This is a genomic window from Pseudomonas sp. LBUM1649, assembly GCF_059716155.1.
In genome coordinates, this window is the sequence record NZ_CP166807.1 from 155,988 (window position 1) to 174,881 (window position 18,894).

Sequence of the window (18,894 nt, forward strand, 5' to 3'; positions counted from 1 at the left end):
TGAGTGAAATATTGACGCAATGGAAGGTCAATTTATTGACTATATTTTTTCGCTATTAACTTTATGCCAAACTATTGACCTTCCTGGGGGCATCCTAAACAATCGTCCCATTAATGTCACATTGATATTCAAGCGGTGAGTGCCCCCACAGGATGTGACCCCAGTTCTGGATTTTGACTTTCCGACATACGGCCATTCCCGTTGCCATCATCCGATGCAGCGCCGCGTTCTGCAGTGATTCAAGACAAGCATTCCCCGGGAAATTCCAACTATGCGTTTGCACCTGTTCAAGGCTTTACCCTTCGCCGTTGCCGCTACTTTTGTTCAGGCTCAGACCCTTCCGCAGGCCATGCAACAGGCGCTGGATGTCCATCCGGAAATCCAGGCAGGTGTTAACAGTCGATTGGCTGCGGATTATCAGTTAAAAGCGGCCCAGGGGGGATACCTGCCACGGGTCGACCTGCTGGGCGGTTATGGCCGCGAAGGCACTGACAGCGTCACCACTCGAGGTGACGGCAGCAACAACCACTGGGAAACCATGAACCGCAGCGAGTCGAGCCTGCGCCTCTCGCAAATGGTTTTTGACGGTTATGCGACGTCCAACGAAGTGGGGCGTCAACAAGCCACCGTGAATGCTCGCGCCTATTCCCTGCTGGGCACCTCGGAGCGCACTGCACTCACTGTGGCGCAGGTGTACCTGGATGTGCTGACGCGCCGCGAATTCGTGCGCCTGGCCGAGGAGAACCTCAAGAGCCACCAACGGATTTACGACCAGATCCAGTTACGCACCCAGCGCGGTGTCGGCAGCGGTGCGGACCTGGACCAGGCTGAGGCGCGCATGGCTCAGGCGCGCAACAACCTGATCACCGAACAGACCAATCTGGCCGATGCCGAGACCAACTTCCTCAGCGCTGTCGGGCAGATGCCGGACCAACTGGAGCGTCCCGCCCCGTTCCTGGCGCTGCTGCCAGCCAACCTGAACGAAGCCCGTGCGCAGATGCTGGACAACAGCCCGATCCTGCGCTCCGCCGAGTCCGATATCGCTGCGGCGGAAAAACAGTATGAAGCCGCCAAGTCGAGCTTCTACCCACGTTTCGATGCTGAATTGGGTCGTTCCGCCGACAATGACATCGATGGCCAGAACGGCCACAACAACGAATGGCAGGCCATGCTGCGCATGCGTTTCAACCTGTATGCCGGCGGCAGCAACAAGGCCGACATGGAATCGAAGTCGTACCTGTCCAACCAGGCACTGGATATCCGCAACAACGCGTTGCGCCAGTTGAACGAAGAACTGGGCCTGGCCTGGAACGCGCTGAACAATGCCAATGCCCAAGTGCCCATTGCCCAGCAATATGTAGACCACAGCACCAGCGTACGCACGGCGTATCAGCGCCAGTTCAGCCTCGGTGAACGAACCCTGCTGGACTTGCTCGACAGTGAAAACGAATTGTTCAACGCTTCGCGCCGGTTGGCGGAGATCAAGAACATTCAGTTATTTACTCAGTATCGAATCAAGGCGACCATGGGCGAGTTGCTCAAGAGCCAAGGTGTAGTCGCACCGATGGCATCCGTCGTGCAGAACGACGTGAAGCCAAAGGTCCAACTGCCCGGTATGAACTGAGCAGGATCTTATCGTTCATCCGTTAGCCAAGAGTGCCGAGCGTGGAATCAGAAGCCAGTCGAGTTCATCTCATCCATGACCCACGCACGTTGCATGACGATCCATTGCTGGACGGCTTGCTGACCCTTTGTACGCTGCATCAAAAGCCCGCCAGCGCAGCGATGTTGACCACGGGCCTGCCGCTACCCAAGCAGCGCCTGAGCGTCGAATTGTTGCCACGCGCAGCGGCTCGCGCCGGACTGCAGGGGCGGGTGCTGGTGCGCAAGCTGGAACAGATCCCGGCGATCGCGATGCCGGCGCTGCTGCTGCTCAAGGACGGTCGCAGTGCCGTGCTGCTTGGCTGGCAAGGCGACGACCAGGCTCGGCTGTTGCTCAGTGAAAGTGACGGCGGCGAAAGCCTGGTCAGTAGCGAACTGCTGAACGACGACTACAGCGGCAAGGTGTTCTTCGCTCAACCCCAGCATAAATTCGACGTCAATCACGGCACCCTGATCCCTCGCGCGCGCTCGTGGTTCCGCGACACACTGATGCGCTCGCGCTGGCTTTACGCCGATGCCATCGCCGCCAGCTTCCTGATCAACATCATCGCCATGGCCGCGCCGTTGTTCGTGATGAACGTCTACGATCGCGTGGTACCGAACCAGGCCGAATCGACCCTGTGGGTATTGGCCATCGGCATCACCGGCGCCTACGTGTTCGACCTGATTCTCAAGAGCCTGCGCAGCCTCTGCCTGGACCTGGCGGGCAAGAAAACCGACCTGATCATCTCGGCGACGTTGTTCGAGCGCATCGTCGGCATGGCCATGAAGTATCGCCCGGCCCGGGTCGGCAGCTTTGCCCAGAACATCCATGAGTTCCAGAGCCTGCGCGATTTTCTTGCGTCGCTGACCCTGACCAGCCTGATCGACCTGCCGTTCACGCTGCTGATCTTCCTGGTCATCGCTATTATTGGCGGGCACTTGGTGTGGATTCCGGTATTGGCGTTCCCGATTGCCTTGTTGATCGGCTATGCCTTGCAGAAACCCTTGGTGGCAACCATGGAGCGCACCATGGCGCTGGGCGCCGAGCGTCAGTCGAGCCTGATCGAAACCCTCGCAGGCCTTGACGCGGTGAAGGTCAACAACGCGGAGAGCGAGCGCCAGTATCAGTGGGAGCAGACCATCGGCACCCTCAGCCGCCTCGAGCTGCGGGTGAAAATGCTGTCCGGCCTGGCGATGAATATCACCTTGCTGATCCAGCAGCTGGCCGGGGTGATCATGATCGTCTTTGGTGTGTACCAGATCATCGCGGGCAACCTGAGCATGGGCGGCCTGATTGCCTGCTACATGCTCAGCGGTCGCGCGCTCAGTCCGCTGGCCTCGTTGTCCGGCCTGCTGACCCGCTACCAGCAGGCGCGTGTCACCATGACCTCGGTCGACCAGATGATGGAGTTGCCCCAGGAGCGCAATTTCGAAGAGCGCCCCTTGAGTCGCAAGGTGCTGCAAGGTGCCATCGAATGCCGCCAGCTGAATTTTACCTACCCCGACCAGCAAAACCCGGCGCTGAAAAACATCAATCTCACGATCAAGCCGGGCGAGAAGATTGGCATCATCGGCCGCAGCGGCTCGGGCAAGAGCTCCCTGGCCAAGCTGGTCGTGGGCCTCTATCAGCCGGACGACGGCGCGCTGTTGGTAGACGGTGTCGACATCCGTCAGATCGACGTCAGCGAACTGCGCCACAACATCGGCTACGTGCCTCAGGATATCCAGCTGCTCGCGGGTACGCTGCGCGACAACCTCGTCTCGGGCGCACGCTATGTAGAAGACGAAATGGTGCTGCAAGCTGCAGAACTGGCTGGCGTCCATGAGTTCGCCCGTCTGCACCCGCAAGGCTACGAACTGCAAGTCGGCGAGCGTGGGCAGAACCTGTCCGGCGGTCAGCGCCAGAACGTGGCGCTGGCCCGTGCATTGCTGCTCAACCCGCCGGTCCTGCTGCTCGATGAGCCGACCAGCGCCATGGACAACACCGGTGAAGAACGCCTCAAGCAACGCCTCGCCGCGGTAATTGAAAGCAAGACCGTGGTGCTGGTTACGCACCGTGCTTCGCTGCTGTCGCTGGTCGATCGCCTGATCGTCATCGACCGTGGGCAAATACTCGCCGATGGCCCGAAAGCTGTCGTGATGGAAGCGTTGAAGAAGGGGCAGATCAGTGTTGCTTAAGTCCGGCCTCAAAGGCTCCATCCGCCGTTACTTCAAAGGCTCCGACTCGCTCAGGGACCAGCCCCTGCCCGAGGTCAACAAGGCGCTTATCGAAGACGCCCCGCGTGTGGTGCGGCTGACCATCTGGGCAATTATCGGCTTCTTCGTCTTCCTGATGCTCTGGGCCAACTTTGCGGTGATCGACGAAGTCACCAAGGGCGACGGCAAGGCGATTCCTTCCTCCAAGATTCAAAAGATCCAGAACCTCGAAGGCGGTATCGTCGCCGAGATGTTCGTCAGTGAAGGGCAGATCGTCGAGGCCGGCGCGCCACTGATTCGCCTGGACGATACGCGGTTCGCCTCCAACGTCGGCGAAACCGAAGCCGACCGGCTGTCGATGCTGCTTCGGGTGGAGCGCTTGAGTGCTGAAGTCGATGACCGTCCGCTGAATTTCCCGGATGATGTCTTGAAAGCGGTCCCCGGTCAGGCCGCGAGCGAAGAATCCCTGTACATCAGCCGTCGTCAGCAACTGCACGATGAAATCGGCGGGTTGCAGGAGCAGTTGATCCAGCGTCAGCAAGAGCTGCGCGAATTTACCTCCAAACAGTCCCAGTACCGCACCGCGCTGGGGTTGCAGCGCCAGGAAATCAACATGTCCGAGCCGCTGGTGGCCCAGGGTGCCGTTTCGCCCGTGGAAGTGCTGCGACTCAAGCGCGCCGAAGTTGAAACCCGTGGGCAACTGGATGCCACCACCCTGGCGATCCCGCGTGCGGAGTCGGCGATCAAGGAAGTGGCGCGCAAGATCGACGAGACCCGTGGAAAATTCCGCAGCGAGGCCCTGACCCAGCTCAATGAAGCGCGCACCGACCTGAACAAGGCCCAGGCCACCGGCAAGGCGCTGGAGGATCGCGTCAGCCGGACAATGGTGACATCGCCGGTTCGTGGCATCGTCAATAAGCTGCTGGTGAACACCATTGGTGGCGTGATTCAGCCAGGCAGCGACCTGGTGGAAATCGTGCCGCTGGACGACACCCTGCTGGTGGAAGCCAAAATCCGCCCGCAAGACATCGCCTTCCTGCACCCGGGACAGGAAGCGATAGTGAAATTCACCGCCTATGACTACACCATCTACGGTGGGCTCAAAGCCAGGCTCGAGCAGATCGGTGCCGACACCATCACCGACGAAGACAAGAAGACCACCTACTACATCATCAAGCTGCGCACGGATCGCAGCCACCTGGGAACAGATGAAAAGCCACTGCTGATCATCCCGGGCATGGTGGCGTCGGTGGATATCATCACGGGCAAGAAGACCGTTCTGAGCTACCTGCTCAAGCCGATCATCCGGGCTCGCGCCGAGGCGTTGCACGAGCGGTGATTCGTTTGTGAGGCTGATAGCCTCTTCGCGAGCCGGCTCGCGAAGAGGCCTGAAATTCACCCAATCTCAAAAGCCATATCGTTATTCGCTAACGGTATTTAAATTTCAATTCTTATACCTATAAAGTCACCCCTGCGTACCTGCCGACCAATCGGCGCGCCGCACGACACGAACCAACACGGGACCTCCGTGAGTTTCTGATCGACGCGCGCGCCCTTGAGCGTGCCGTGCGTGGGAGTGATTTATGTCTGCAGCTTCAGCATCGCCAAGCATCGCGCCACAATTTTTCGAAATCCGCCCGTTCAGTGGCGCCGTCGGTGCCGAAATCATCGGCCTCGATTTGTCCCGCCCGATCAATGATCAGGACTTCGCCCGCATTCACCGTGCACACCTGGATCATCACGTGGTGGTGTTCCGCGACCAACGCATTATCCCCGAGCAGCAAATCGATTTCAGCCGCCGTTTTGGCGTGTTGCAGATCCATGTGCTCAAGCAATTCCTGCTGGCCGGGCACCCGGAAATCCTCATCGTTTCCAACATCATCGAAAACGGCCAATCCATCGGCCTGGGTGACGCCGGCAAGTTCTGGCACTCCGATCTTTCCTATAAAGAACTGCCAAGCCTGGGCTCGATGCTGCATGCCCAGGAACTGCCGTCCGAAGGCGGCGATACCCTGTTCGCCGACATGCACAAAGCCTGGGACAACCTGCCTGAGGCGTTGCGTAAAGCCGTCGAAGGTCGCTCGGCGGCGCACTCCTACACGGCGCGCTACAGCGAGACCAAATTCGAAGGAAACTGGCGCCCGACCCTGACCCCGGAACAACTGGCGCAAGTCGCCGAAGTCATTCACCTGGTGGTACGCACCCACCCGGAAAACGGGCGTAAGGCGTTGTTCGTCAGCGAGGGTTTCACCACCCGCATCGTTGGCTTGCCGGAAGACGAGAGCAAACAATTGCTCGACGAGCTCTACGCCCACAGCGTGTTGCCGCAAAACATCTACCGCCATCAGTGGCAGCCCCATGACCTGGTGTTCTGGGACAACCGATCACTGATCCACCTCGCCGCCGGATGCCCCAGCCATCTGCGCCGCAAGCTGTATCGCACCACCATCCAGGGCGACGCGCCTTACTGATTTGTCGGAGATTTGACCATGTCCAAACGTCTTCCTTTTGCACCGCTGGCCGCGGCTATCGGCCTGGGTTTCAGCCTGATCGCCGGCAGCCTGGTCGCCCCAACCGTGGCCCAGGCCGAAGGTGAAATTCGCATCGCCGAACAGTTCGGCATCGTTTACCTGCTGCTCAACGTGGTGCGCGATCAGAACCTGATCGAGAAGTACGGCAAGCAGGAAGGCATCGACATCAAGGTCGACTGGACCCAGCTCTCCGGCGGTGCGGCGGTCAACGATGCGCTGCTCGCAGGCTCAATCGACATTGCCGGTGCCGGCGTCGGTCCGCTGCTGACCATCTGGGACCGCACCCACGGCAAGCAGAACGTCAAGGCCGTGGCTTCCCTGGGTAACTTCCCATACTACCTGGTGAGCAACAATCCCAAGGTCAAGACCATCGCCGATTTCACCGAGAAGGACCGCATTGCGGTGCCGGCCGTGGGCGTGTCGGTGCAGTCGCGCTTCCTGCAATACGCGGCCGCCAAGCAGTGGGGCGACAAGGAATTCAATCGTCTCGACAAGTACACCATCGCCGTGCCGCACCCGGATGCCACGGCAGCGTTGATCGCCGGCGGCACCGAGTTGAGCGGGCACTTCTCCAACCCGCCGTTCCAGAATCAGGCGCTGGCCAATCCAAACGTGCATGTGGTGCTCAACACCTATGACCTGCTCGGCCCGAACTCGCCGACGGTGCTGTTTGCTACCGAGAAATTCCGTGACGAAAACCCGAAAACCTACAAGGCCTTCATCGACGCGCTGACCGAAGCTGCGCAATTTGCGCAGAACGATAAAGGTGCGGCGGCGGACACTTACATTCGCGTTACCAAGGCCAAGATCGACCGCGCCGAGCTGCTGAAAATCATCGACAACCCGCAGTTCGAATTCAGCGTCACGCCGAAAAATACCTACCCGCTGGCCGAGTTCCTCTACCGTGTGGGCGCGATCAAAAACAAACCGGATTCCTGGAAGGACTACTTCTTCCAGGACGCCAAACCGCTGCAAGGGAGCTGACCGACATGAACGCCCCTTTGCAAGGCCACACGGTCAGCAAACCGATCGTCGCAGCCCAAGCGCTACTGTCGGTCGATAACGTCAGCCTGGAATACCGCACACCCCAGCGGGTGGTGCGGGCCACCCACCAGGTCAGCTTCGAGATCGATCCGGCGGATCGCTTTGTCCTGCTCGGGCCGTCCGGTTGCGGCAAATCGACATTGCTCAAGGCCGCCGCCGGATTCATCCAGCCAGTCGAAGGCGAGATCCGACTGCAAAATCAGCGCGTCCATGCGCCAGGGCCTGACCGGATCGTGGTGTTCCAGGAGTTCGATCAACTGCCGCCGTGGAAAACCGTCAAGCAGAACGTGATGTTTCCGCTGCTGGCTTCGAAAACCCTCAAGCGTAAAGAGGCCGAAGAGCGAGCGTTGCACTACCTGGAGAAGGTCGGTCTGGCGGCGTTTGCCGATGCCTATCCGCATACCCTGTCGGGCGGCATGAAGGCGCGGGTCGCCATCGCCCGGGCGTTGGCGATGCAGCCGAAAATCCTCCTGATGGACGAACCCTTCGCCGCGCTCGACGCCCTGACCCGACGCAAGATGCAGGAAGAATTGCTGCTGCTCTGGGAGGAGGTGCGCTTCACGCTGCTGTTCGTCACGCACTCCATCGAAGAGGCGTTGGTGGTGGGCAATCGCATCTTGTTGTTGTCGCCCCATCCGGGGCGGGTGCGCGCCGAAGTCCACAGTCATCAATACGATTTGCACAGCCTGGGCGGCGTGGCGTTCCAGGAGTCGGCGCGGCGCATCCATCGGTTGTTGTTCGATGAAGGCCAGTCGCCGGAAACCGAACGCGAGCTGGATTTCGCCGACATCCGCATCGCTTATTGAGCCAGTTTGAGAGGAGGGCCCGATGAGCCATTTATCATCCCCGCGTGAAGAATTCGAAACCGTTTTGCAGCCACTGACCAGCGTTCCGCTGGAGCGTGAATTACCGCTTGGCCAACGCCTGTGGCAACAGGGTTGGCTGCGCAAAAGCGTGATCCTGATTTTGCTCGCCGTTCTCTGGGAAGCCGTTGCCCGTTATCAGAACAACGACCTGCTGCTGCCGAGTTTTGTGCAGACCACTCATGCGCTGTACGACGGTCTGCTCAGCGGCGAATTGTTGGGCAAGGTGTGGATTTCCCTGGTGGTGCTGCTCAAGGGCTACCTGATCGGGATCGTCCTGGCGTTTACCCTGACGACCTTGGCAGTGTCGACGCGATTCGGTCGCGACCTGCTCAGCACCCTGACCTCGATGTTCAACCCATTGCCGGCGATTGCCCTGCTGCCGCTGGCGCTGCTGTGGTTCGGCCTCGGGCAGAACAGCCTGATCTTCGTGCTGGTGCATTCGGTGCTCTGGGCCTTGGCGCTCAATACTTACGCAGGCTTTCTCGGCGTATCGGAAACCCTGCGCATGGCCGGACGCAATTACGGCCTCAAGGGCATGCGCTTCGTGTTGTTCATCCTGATCCCGGCGGCACTGCCGTCGATCCTCGCCGGATTGAAAATCGGCTGGGCTTTCGCGTGGCGCACGCTGATCGCTGCCGAGCTGGTGTTTGGTGCGACCAGTGGCAAGGGCGGGTTGGGGTGGTACATCTTCCAGAACCGCAATGAGCTGTACACCGACAAGGTGTTTGCCGGGTTGGCGGTGGTGATTCTGATTGGGTTGCTGGTGGAAAATCTGGTGTTTGATTCGTTGGAGCGGGTGACGGTGAAACGGTGGGGGATGCAGCGTTAGGGATGGAGCAGCATCCAAAATCGTTATTACCTGACTTGGTATTGTGGACTGGAACAAGCAGGAACCGAATTAACTCAGTCTAACGACTGCGAAATTGAATTGTATATTCAACAAGCTCCTGTGCTTTTATTACATTTCGTTGTGCTTGCTCATAATTAGGTGGCACTGCCTGGTTATAACTAGGCAATGAGTTACGTTGGTGGAAGCTATCCGACGTATTTGAACGTGGCCTAAAGATATTCTCGTCAATACTGAACCTGCGAGCCTCTACCGGTGAAGGTGATGAGAGGATGGCAGTTGTCGTGATCGTTGCGGCGCCTTCAAATGCCGGATAGTTCCTTAAGCTCGCGCTCCCTGGGCCACCTATTGCCGGGCTATTGCCAATGGGAGTTGAACTGAGTCCCCCCGGCCCGGGTGCCCTGGGAGCCATCACCGCTCCTGCACCCATTAATGATGCGAACCCGCCAGAATTTTCAGGTCGCATGCCTCTCTCTATATCTAAAGCTGTCTCAGGCACATCAGGCAGGTTCCAAGCGTTCCAACTCTTGTGTTGATTAAATCCAAAAAAACGCAGCCAATTAACATGCCCCGTTGGATCGGAGCGATTCACCGGATCTCCAATGCAATACATGTATGCATTCAAACCACCCCGACCAAATGGGCTCCAGCTATCGGGGCTGTGGAAGCGCATCAATCTCGGGTTGTAAGCACGGTAGCCGTTACCCAGCAAATACCAGCCGACCTTCGCTTCGCGTAATTGGCCATTGAAGCCCAGTCGGATCTTGTCTTCCTGCTTCGCGAATTGCTCGCCGTAAGCGCTGTACGCGATGGAGTTATGTTTGCCATCGACGATTTCGCCGATGATTGACTGGCTATTGTCGGTTGCCAGCAGCGTCGTGCGTTGCCAAGTGGAAGATTTCTGATCAACAGGTTTGAGTTGAGTCATGCCAATGGCTTCACTGAAGTATGGACGAGAGATTTAGTTTTACACTTCAGGTCCTCTATCGAGAACTATCAGAACTGCTAGGGTCATCGCATCACGCCTGGGATCGCGTCCGGACGATCTTTTGTTCTGCTAGCATTGCGCCTGAATCAATCCTGATCAGGCACGAGTGCTCGCCATGCAACTACCGGACATGAACCTATTGGTCGCCCTCGACGCTTTACTCGACGAGGGTAGTGTGGTCGGTGCTGCGCGGCGGATGAACCTCAGTCCGGCGGCCATGAGCCGCACGTTGACGCGCATCCGCGAAGCCATCGGCGATCCGATCCTGGTACGGGCCGGCCGTGGTCTGGTACCGACGCCGAAGGCTCTGGAGTTGCGTGAACAGGTGCGCGACGTGGTGGAGCAGGCCGCGCAGTTGTTCCACTCGGCCGGTGTTGTGGATCTGGGCAGCTTGCGACGACGCTTCAGTATCCGGGCCAACGATTTTTTCATCGGCATCTACGGCGGCAAGCTGTTCGCCACCATGGAGCGTCAGGCCCCGCATTGTGAATTGCGTTTTGCGCCAGAGGGCGATGGCGATGATGAGGCGTTGCGAGAGGGCCGCATCGATCTGAGCGTCAGCAACAACCGGCCGCTGATGCCGGAAGTGAAGGTGCAGAATCTGTTCTCCACCCAGTTTGTCGGCCTGGTGCGCGAGGATCATCCCTTGCTCGATCAAGAGATCACCGCTGAACGCTTTGCAGGGTATTCGCATATCAGCATGTCCCGTCGCGGGATCGCTCGCGGGCCAATCGATGCGGCACTCAACGCCTTGGGCCTGGAGCGGCGAGTAGCGGTGATCGCGCCGAGTTTCCACGCGGCGATGTTCGCCTTGCCCGATTCCGACCTGATTCTGCCGGTGCCCAGGGAGACGCTATTGAGCGTTCGCCGACTGGGACTGAAGTTGCGCTCGTTCACCCTGCCCATTCCATTGCCGACCATCGTGCTCAGCCAGGCCTGGCACCCTCGTTTCGACAATGACCCCGCACACCGCTGGCTGCGTGAAACCCTGAAAACCTGTTGTGACGAGACGTGGCTGGCAGCGCAACCGGTCTTGGGTTGAACGAATGAACCTGTGGGCCTTGTGGCGAGGGGATTTATCCCCGCTGGACTGCGCAGCAGTCCCATTTTTAGGGGCCGCTTCGCGACCCAACGGGGCGGTGCGACGTTTCGCTAAATCCCCTCGCCACAAGGCCCGCTCCCACAGTTTTTTGCATCGTTGCGTATAACGCACTTATAACCTGACGATAAGTCAGTTTTCGTCACGTCTGGACCTTCCTAGAATGCTTCGGTCTTCAAATCCCGGAGCTTGCAGCAATGACTTCCCTCACGGTCACGGCACCTCTCGCCGCGGCCAGCCCGACGGCCGCCGCACCCCCGGTCTTCGGCCCGCGGATCATTATCGGCCTGGTAGGCGTGTTGCTGGCGGTGCTGGTGTCGGGCCTGAACGAGATGGTGACCAAGGTGGCCCTGGCCGATATCCGTGGCGGGTTGGCCATCGGTTACGACGAAGGCACCTGGCTGGTCGCCAGCTACGCCGCGACCTCGGTGGCTGCCATGGCGTTTGCGCCCTGGTGTGCGGTGACGTTCTCGTTGCGGCGCTTCACCCTTTGCGCCATCAGTGCCTTCACCCTGCTGGGGGTGTTGTGCCCGTTGGCGCCGAACTACGAAAGCCTGCTGGTCCTGCGCACCCTGCAAGGCCTGGCCGGTGGCGCGCTGCCCCCAATGCTGATGACCGTCGCCCTGCGTTTTCTCCCGGCCAACGTAAAACTCTACGGCCTGGCCGGTTATGCCCTGACCGCCACCTTTGGTCCGGGCCTGGGCACGCCGCTGGCCGGGCTCTGGACCGAGTATGTCGGCTGGCAGTGGACCTTCTGGCAGATCGTCGTGCCGTGCCTGATTGCAATGGTCGCGGTGAGCTACGGCATTCCTCAGGACCCGCTGCGGCTGGAGCGTTTCAAACAGTTCAACTGGCGTGGTTTGCTGTTGGGTTTTCCGGCGATCTGCATGCTGGTGATCGGCATCCTGCAGGGCAATCGGCTGGACTGGTTCGAGTCGAGCCTGATTTGTGGATTGCTGGTGGGCGGTACGCTGTTGCTGATGCTGTTTCTGATCAACGAGTGGTCGCAGCCGATTCCGTTTTTCAAGATGCAGATGCTCGGCATCCGCAACCTGTCGTTCGCGCTGATCACCCTGGCCGGCGTGCTGGTGGTGTTGCTGGCGGTGGTGATTATTCCGTCCAGCTATCTGGCGCAGGTCCAGGGCTATCGCCCGGTGCAGACCGCACCCATCACCCTGTTGGCGGCGCTCCCGCAGTTGATAGCGCTGCCGTTGGTGGCGGCGCTGTGCAATCTGCGCTGGGTCGATTGCCGCTGGGTGCTGGGGATCGGCCTGAGCATGCTGGTGTTGTCCTGCATCGGCGGTTCGCAGCTGACCTCGGTGTGGATTCGCGATGAATTCTATGCCCTGCAACTGCTGCAGATCTTCGGTCAACCCATGTCTGTCTTGCCGTTGCTGATGCTCTCGACCGGCAGCATCAACCCCATGGACGGACCGTTCGCGTCGTCCTGGTTCAACACCGTGAAAGGCCTGGCGGCGGTGATCGCCACCGGCGTGCTGGAAGCCATGACCACGCAGCGCCTGCACTTTCACTCGACCATGCTGGTGGACCGCCTCGGCAATTCTCCCCTGGTCGACAGCGATACCCCGGGCCTTGCCCACCGCTTGCATGAGCAGGCCGTGGTGCTGGCCGCATCGGATCTTTACCTGTGCATGGCCGGCGTCGCATTGGCGCTGATCCTGCTGATTTTCTGGCTGCCGACGCGGATCTATCCGCCACGTGCACCGACTTGAATGCATCAATGAAACAGAAGGTTTTCATGACGACTCAATCCAAGCAAAAAGTAGCCGTTGGCGTCTGCGTCGTGATGGCGATGGGCGTACTGATTTATCTGCTGGCGCCCGGCCTGTTCGGCCAGCGCACGCAGCAGAGCACCAATGATGCCTATGTCTCGGCCGACTACACGCTGGTGGTGCCCCGCGTTGCCGGGTTCATCAAGCAAGTACTGGTGGAAGACAACCAACAGGTCAAGGCCGGGCAACTGCTCGCCCTGATCGATGACCGCGACCTGCGCGCCGCCGCCGAAGCGGCCGCCGCCGAGGCCCTGGTGGCCCAGGCACAACTGCAAAATGCCCGGGCGATGCTTGAGCGTCAGGTCTCGGTAATCGCTCAGGCACAGGCGCAGGTGGTGTCCGCCAAGGCTGAAATGGCCTTCGCTCAACATGAACTGAACCGCTACGACCACTTGGCCGGGGTCGGTGCCGGCACGGTGCAGAAGGCTCAGCAAGCGCGCACGCGCATCGACCAGGCCAGTGCCCAGTTGACCAATGTGACGGCCGTGCTGGCGGCGGAGCGCAAGCAGGTGGACATACTCGCAGCCCAGCGTGACGGGGCCGAAGGTGGTTTGAAACGGGCGCAGGCGAAGCTGGAAATCGCCAGTTACGAGCTGTCTTACACACGGATCACCGCGCCGCAGGACGGCATGGTCGGTGAGCGCGCGGTGCGGGTCGGCGCGTATGTCACGCCGGGCAGCAAGTTGCTGGCAGTGGTGCCTTTGGCGCAGGCCTATGTGGTGGCCAACTTCCAGGAAACCCAACTGACAAATGTGCAACCGGGGCAGGACGTGCAGGTGCGTGTCGACACCTTTGGCGGCGCAGCGTTGAACGGGCGGGTCGAGAGCATCGCACCGGCCACCGGCGTGACCTTTGCTTCAATCAAGCCGGATAACGCGACTGGCAATTTCACCAAGGTGGTACAGCGGATTCCGGTGAAAATTGTGCTGGAGCCGGGTCAGCCGTTGGCGGAGCGGTTGCGGGTGGGGATGTCGGTGGAGGCGAGTATCGATACGGTTGGTGCTGGCGCGCATGAGGTTGCGCAGCGATGAAGATATTTGTTGATCGTGCCGACGTCTTCGCGAGCAGGCTCGCTCCCACAAGGGAATTGAGGTCTTTTCAAAGTTTCAGTTTCAGAAAAAATCCCCTGTGGGTGCGAGCCTGCTCGCGAAGAGGGTGCTTGCCTCAACTTACTTTTTGCGCCTTGCTTGTCATGGGCCTGTCAGCCTGCACCGTCGGCCCCGATTTCCAGAAACCTGAGGCACAGCCAATCGCCGAATGGTCGAAACCAGCAAAAGCAGCCACCAGCCAGGCCAGCGCCGAAGCGATGAACGAACGCTGGTGGCAAGTGTTCAACGATCCGAAACTCTCGGCCCTCACTCAACGTACCCTGACCGACAACCTCGACCTGAAGCTCGCCAGCAGCCGCTTGCAACAAAGCCGTGCGGTGCGTCAGGTGATAACAGCTGATCGTTATCCTTCCACCGCCGTCGGCGGCAGTTACTCACGCAAACGCAACAGCGGCGAAGGCCTGAGCGACCCGTCGGGGCACAACGGCAATTCGGCGTTCAATCTCTGGGATGCCGGCTTCTCTGCCTCCTGGGAGCTGGATTTCTGGGGCCGCGTACGCCGCGAAACCGAAGCCGCCGATGCCACTCTGGAAGTGGCGGAAGACGACCGTCGCGGTGTGCTGTTGTCGGTGCTTGCCGAAACCGCCCAGGACTACATTCAACTGCGCGGAGTGCAGAACACCCGCGCAGTCACCGAGCAGAACCTCGACGTCGCCCGGCACAGTCTGAAGCTTTCGCAGCTGCGCCTGGCTGACGGTGTCGCAACGGACCTTGATGTCGCCGAAGCCGCCGCCCAGGTCGCGGCCATCGAATCACGCCTGCCAGCACTGGAGCAACGCCAGGCCCGGCTGATCAACGCCTTGAGCCTGTTGATGGGCGAGCCGCCCCAGGCGCTGACAGCCGAGTTGTCCACCGACGCGCCGGTGCCGCAAACCCCGCGCCAGGTCGCCATCGGCCTGCCGTCGCATCTGGCCGAGCGCCGCCCGGACATCCGCCAGGCCGAAGCCCGCCTGCATGCCGCAACCGCGAGCATCGGCGTGGCCAAGGGTGATTTTTATCCACGGATTACCCTGTCAGGCAGTGTCGGTTCGCAAGCCATGCAACTGAGCGATTTCGGTTCCTGGGGTTCACGCACGTTCGGCATCGGTCCGCAGTTCAGCCTGCCACTGTTCGACGGCGGCCGCCTGCGCGGTGTGCTGAACCTGCGCGAAGCCCAGCAACAGGAAGCGGCCATCGCCTACCAGCAAACCGTGTTGCGCGCCTGGCATGAAATCGACGACCAATTGAGCGCCTACAACGCCAGCCAACTACGCCGCGACAGTCTCGCCGAAGCGGTGCGGCAGAACCGGATTGCCCTGCAAACCGCACAACAGCAATACGTCGAGGGCGTGGTGGACTTCGTTAACGTACTCACCGTGCAAGGCGCATTGCTGGCGACCCAGGAGCAATGGGTGGAGAGTTCCACCGGCGTTTCGCTGGCAGCGGTCGGGTTGTACAAGGCGCTGGGTGGCGGATGGGAGTCGGTGTATCCGCTGACGGCGAAACATTGAGTGAAATCGTGAAGCTGGATGTAGGACGCGTCCTGATTTATTTGTGTGGGCACTCACGATGTCCATCAGGGGTTAGCATTTTGGTCCACTTCATGACCCTGGTTATGCATCGCTATGAATGCCAATCCCTATGAGCCTCCAGTGGCCGAACTGGATCGCACGGAACCACCCCGCGGGGTCTTTTTTGTTGTGGGTACAAGCAAGTTCGCGCTGATGATTGTTTCGACCTTTGGTTTGTACGTCACGTATTGGCTGTATAAAAACTGGAAGCTTTACCGCGCCGCTACGGGCAACAAAGTGATACCTATAGCCCGAGCACTTTTGGGCGTGTTTTTTATGTACTCGCTGTTCACCAGCATTGATCGGCGATTACGCGCTTCAGGTCGGGACTATCGTTGGTACCCACGCTTGCTGGCGATTAGCGTGATCATGGCTGCTGCAGCGAGCATGGGGCTGATGTGGTTGCCGGATGTGCACATCAGCTTTGCGCTGAGTCTTCTGATACTACTCTTGCAGGTCTGCTCCTTTCTGCGTGTACAAGAAGCAATCAATTATCTGGAGAACGATGTGGCCGGGACGGCGAACTCGACACTGACTTGTGCCAATGGTGTCTGGTTTACATTTGGCTTGTGTTGTTGGGGCGTGGCGATTCTGGTTTTCTACGCCCTGTTGTAGTGTCGCCCCGACTCACGGTTTGGCCGATAGATCCGCCATGCCCTTGAGCAATTCGATCGGTAACGGAAAGACGATGGTCGAACTCTTGTCCCCGGCGATCGAACTCAGCGTCTGCATATAGCGCAGCTGCATGGCGCCGGGCTGGCGGCCGAGCATTTCGGCGGCCTGCATGAGTTTTTCCGAAGCCTGCAATTCGCCTTCAGCGTGGATCACTTTGGCCCGGCGTTCGCGTTCCGCTTCTGCCTGTTTGGCAATGGCGCGGACCATCGATTCGTTGAGGTCCACGTGCTTGATTTCGACATTGGCGACTTTGATGCCCCAGGCGTCGGTCTGGGCGTCGAGTACTTGCTGTATGTCGATGTTCAGCCGTTCGCGCTCGGCCAGCAGTTCATCAAGTTCGTGTTTACCGAGCACCGCGCGCAAGGTGGTTTGCGCCAGTTGGCTGGTGGCCATGAGAAAATCTTCGACCTGAATGATTGCCTTCTGCGGATCGAGCACGCGGAAGTACAGCACTGCGTTGACCTTGACCGAGACGTTGTCGCGGGTGATCACATCTTGCGGCGGGACGTCGAGGACGATGGTGCGCAAGTCGACGCGGACCATTTGCTGGACCACCGGAATCAGCAGGATCAGGCCGGGGCCCTTGACCTGCCAGAAGCGTCCGAGCTGGAACACCACCCCACGCTCGTACTCGCGCAGGATGCGGAACGTCGCCCCTGCCAGTGCGATCAGCAGTAGCAGCAGTGCGACAAAACCGATTTGCAGACCCATGACTAATCTCCAACCGTTACCGCGTCAGCCGCGGCCACTTCCAGCAACAATCCCTTGCGCGCCACCACCCGGACCTGTTGCCCGATCTGTAATGGCTTGGTGCTCGATACCTGCCAGCGTTCGCCCTGCAAATGCACCCAGCCCAGAGACGCATCGCCGACCTGCAATGCCAGCACCGGGGTCACGCTGCCCAGCAGGCCGGCATCACCGCTGACAGTCTGGCGCGGCCGGGTCTTCAGGGCGTGTATCAGCAGGAATATCAGCAGCAGCGCGCTGATCAGTCCCAGGCCGATCATCAACGGCACGGGCAATTCGGCATTGGTCAGGATCACCGCGCCGATCACGAACATCACGATCCCGCCCAAACCGATCACGCCGTAGTTGGGCAGGGCAGCCTCGGCAATCAGAAACGCGATACCGAAGGTGATCAGCCAGATCCCCGCGGAGTTGGAAACCGGCAGGCCGGCGGTGTCCGCAGCGAGGGCGGATCCGCTCAATGCCAACAGCAGTGCAACTGCACAACAGCGAGTGTTCACGTGACCCTCCGGGAGAGTCGCAGCTGGTTCTGTATACAGTCTAGTTGAGGCGCTGGTTGTATGAATTTTGCTCAATTGTCGACCTGTCCGATGGGCGGATTTCCCGCTGGATTGCCCCGGCGGGCCTAGACTTTTACTACGTACAAAAGTGTTAACCATCGTCCGCCGGGCGTTTTTGCGGACACCGAGGTGCATCATGCGTATGGCAAGAACCGTGCAGACAAGCCTGGACAAGGCTCAATGCGAATATGACATCGTCACCCATCCCCACTCGGCCAGCAGCCTCGAAACCGCGCGGGTTGCGGGTATTCCCGCGGAACGGGTGGCCAAATCGGTCATCCTCGACGATCACCACGGGCATTACCTGATGGCCGTGCTACCCGCCAGCCGTCACCTGGACTTGAGCAAAGTGCGCAGCACCGGTGAATGGCAGGTCTCCCGGGAAAGCAATCTGGCGCATCTGTTTGACGACTGCGAACGCGGCGCCGTGCCTGCCCTGGGTGAAGCCTATGGACTGGACGTGGTCATCGACCCGCTGCTGACCCGGCAGAAAGACATCTATCTGGAAGCCGGCAACCACATCAACCTGGTGCACATGGACATGCCGCAGTTTCTGAAAATGGTGCCGCATGCGGAGGTGCGGGAGTTGAGTAATTGAGGATCGTTTCGTCAATGCTGCCGTCTTCGCGAGCAGGCTCACTCCCACAGGTGAATGCATTCCCCTGTAGGAGCGAGCCTGCTCGCGATTGACCGCGCAGCGGTCCCTTTATCAGGTTTGCAGGAGCCAGACATGGAAAACCCAACCCACAGCCTTCCCTCCCTGTTCAAACAACTCGGCCTCCCTGACGACGCCGAGAACATCGACAAATTCATCGCCACCCACTCACCGCTCAAACCGGACTTGCACCTGGCGGATGCTTTTTTCTGGAGCCCGAGCCAGGCGGATCTGTTGCGCAATGAAATTCTGGAAGATGCCGATTGGGCGGAGGTGGTGGATCAGTTGGATGTGATGTTGAGGAAGGGGCGGGGGGTATAGAAGGCCTGCGCTCTTCTCGCGGCCACACTATCTTCATTCTTGGATGGCTGCCCGCCCAGGCCTGGAGGCGAATTCTGCTTCCACTTCATCGTTCGTCAGACCGTCGCCGCTGTTCATCGATACACGAGCGATGTCCACTTTGCGTTGCAGGAATTCTTCGTACTCACGGGATTCTCGTTGAGGCAAATCCGATTCAAGTTTCATTGTAAAAACGGCTTGTTTTGACATGGTCTATCTCCTCGGTCAGGGTAATGAAACGGTACATACTT

General features: G+C 59.6%; 18 protein-coding genes. 14 read left to right on the forward strand and 4 right to left on the reverse strand.

Annotation, left to right across the window (positions count from 1 at the left end; translation table 11 throughout):
- The first annotated feature begins 271 nt into the window (after nucleotides 1-271).
- The 7 genes from ACA058_RS00635 to ACA058_RS00665 all read left to right on the forward strand — a co-directional run bounded on the left by ACA058_RS00635 (nucleotide 272) and on the right by ACA058_RS00665 (nucleotide 9,110).
- On the forward strand, nucleotides 272-1,624 hold the full coding sequence (locus ACA058_RS00635; protein ID WP_497637381.1) for a TolC family outer membrane protein: 1,353 nt from the start codon (nucleotides 272-274) through the stop codon (nucleotides 1,622-1,624).
- Between the two features lie 41 nt (nucleotides 1,625-1,665).
- Nucleotides 1,666-3,822 carry a type I secretion system permease/ATPase gene (locus ACA058_RS00640; RefSeq protein ID WP_497637382.1) on the forward strand — a complete coding sequence of 719 codons (2,157 nt, stop codon included), beginning with the start codon at nucleotides 1,666-1,668 and terminating at the stop codon, nucleotides 3,820-3,822.
- The gene (locus ACA058_RS00645; protein ID WP_497637383.1) at nucleotides 3,812-5,179 is read left to right on the forward strand and encodes an HlyD family type I secretion periplasmic adaptor subunit; all 1,368 of its coding nucleotides are present in this window, start codon (nucleotides 3,812-3,814) and stop codon (nucleotides 5,177-5,179) included. The genes ACA058_RS00640 and ACA058_RS00645 overlap by 11 nt, the downstream gene beginning before the upstream one ends.
- A gap of 244 nt (nucleotides 5,180-5,423) precedes the next feature.
- Nucleotides 5,424-6,311, forward strand: a complete 888-nt coding sequence (locus tag ACA058_RS00650; RefSeq protein ID WP_497637384.1) for a TauD/TfdA dioxygenase family protein — start codon at nucleotides 5,424-5,426, stop codon at nucleotides 6,309-6,311.
- A gap of 18 nt (nucleotides 6,312-6,329) precedes the next feature.
- Entirely contained in the window at nucleotides 6,330-7,355 is a 1,026-nt protein-coding gene (locus tag ACA058_RS00655) for an ABC transporter substrate-binding protein (RefSeq protein WP_497637385.1), read from the forward strand.
- Between the two features lie 5 nt (nucleotides 7,356-7,360).
- Nucleotides 7,361-8,221 (forward strand): ABC transporter ATP-binding protein, encoded by an 861-nt coding sequence (locus tag ACA058_RS00660; protein ID WP_497637386.1) that lies wholly within the window; start codon nucleotides 7,361-7,363, stop codon nucleotides 8,219-8,221.
- Between the two features lie 22 nt (nucleotides 8,222-8,243).
- Complete coding sequence (locus tag ACA058_RS00665) at nucleotides 8,244-9,110, forward strand: ABC transporter permease (protein ID WP_497637387.1); 867 nt, start codon at nucleotides 8,244-8,246, stop codon at nucleotides 9,108-9,110.
- Nucleotides 9,111-9,189: 79 nt separating this feature from the next.
- On the opposite strand, the gene ACA058_RS00670 is transcribed toward ACA058_RS00665, so the two are convergent.
- A complete protein-coding gene (locus ACA058_RS00670) occupies nucleotides 9,190-10,056 on the reverse strand; it encodes an RHS repeat-associated core domain-containing protein (protein WP_497637388.1) in 867 nt (288 codons plus the stop codon).
- A gap of 175 nt (nucleotides 10,057-10,231) precedes the next feature.
- Here ACA058_RS00670 and ACA058_RS00675 point away from each other — a divergent pair, with 175 nt between their 5' ends.
- The 5 genes from ACA058_RS00675 (at nucleotide 10,232) to ACA058_RS00695 (ending at nucleotide 16,282) form a co-directional block, all read left to right on the forward strand.
- A complete protein-coding gene (locus ACA058_RS00675) occupies nucleotides 10,232-11,158 on the forward strand; it encodes a LysR family transcriptional regulator (protein ID WP_497637389.1) in 927 nt (308 codons plus the stop codon).
- Nucleotides 11,159-11,412: 254 nt separating this feature from the next.
- On the forward strand, nucleotides 11,413-12,948 hold the full coding sequence (locus ACA058_RS00680; RefSeq protein WP_497637390.1) for an MFS transporter: 1,536 nt from the start codon (nucleotides 11,413-11,415) through the stop codon (nucleotides 12,946-12,948).
- 26 nt (nucleotides 12,949-12,974) lie between these two features.
- On the forward strand, nucleotides 12,975-14,039 hold the full coding sequence (locus ACA058_RS00685; RefSeq protein WP_497637391.1) for an HlyD family secretion protein: 1,065 nt from the start codon (nucleotides 12,975-12,977) through the stop codon (nucleotides 14,037-14,039).
- Nucleotides 14,036-15,607: an efflux transporter outer membrane subunit gene (locus tag ACA058_RS00690; RefSeq protein ID WP_497637392.1), complete on the forward strand. Its 1,572-nt coding sequence runs from the start codon at nucleotides 14,036-14,038 to the stop codon at nucleotides 15,605-15,607. The genes ACA058_RS00685 and ACA058_RS00690 overlap by 4 nt, the downstream gene beginning before the upstream one ends.
- Before the next feature lie 114 nt (nucleotides 15,608-15,721).
- Nucleotides 15,722-16,282, forward strand: a complete 561-nt coding sequence (locus ACA058_RS00695) for a hypothetical protein (RefSeq protein ID WP_497637393.1) — start codon at nucleotides 15,722-15,724, stop codon at nucleotides 16,280-16,282.
- Nucleotides 16,283-16,294: 12 nt separating this feature from the next.
- Here ACA058_RS00695 and ACA058_RS00700 read toward each other — a convergent pair whose 3' ends face one another.
- Both ACA058_RS00700 and ACA058_RS00705 read right to left on the reverse strand, forming a co-directional pair.
- Nucleotides 16,295-17,053: a slipin family protein gene (locus tag ACA058_RS00700; RefSeq protein ID WP_497637394.1), complete on the reverse strand. Its 759-nt coding sequence runs from the start codon at nucleotides 17,051-17,053 to the stop codon at nucleotides 16,295-16,297.
- A gap of 2 nt (nucleotides 17,054-17,055) precedes the next feature.
- Entirely contained in the window at nucleotides 17,056-17,589 is a 534-nt protein-coding gene (locus tag ACA058_RS00705) for an NfeD family protein (RefSeq protein WP_497637395.1), read from the reverse strand.
- Nucleotides 17,590-17,785: 196 nt separating this feature from the next.
- Here ACA058_RS00705 and ACA058_RS00710 point away from each other — a divergent pair, with 196 nt between their 5' ends.
- Both ACA058_RS00710 and ACA058_RS00715 read left to right on the forward strand, forming a co-directional pair.
- Complete coding sequence (locus tag ACA058_RS00710; RefSeq protein ID WP_497637396.1) at nucleotides 17,786-18,247, forward strand: aminoacyl-tRNA deacylase; 462 nt, start codon at nucleotides 17,786-17,788, stop codon at nucleotides 18,245-18,247.
- 132 nt (nucleotides 18,248-18,379) lie between these two features.
- Nucleotides 18,380-18,625, forward strand: a complete 246-nt coding sequence (locus ACA058_RS00715; protein ID WP_497637397.1) for a DUF2789 domain-containing protein — start codon at nucleotides 18,380-18,382, stop codon at nucleotides 18,623-18,625.
- A gap of 33 nt (nucleotides 18,626-18,658) precedes the next feature.
- Here ACA058_RS00715 and ACA058_RS00720 read toward each other — a convergent pair whose 3' ends face one another.
- Nucleotides 18,659-18,853: a hypothetical protein gene (locus ACA058_RS00720; protein WP_497637398.1), complete on the reverse strand. Its 195-nt coding sequence runs from the start codon at nucleotides 18,851-18,853 to the stop codon at nucleotides 18,659-18,661.
- Nucleotides 18,854-18,894 lie beyond the last annotated feature (41 nt).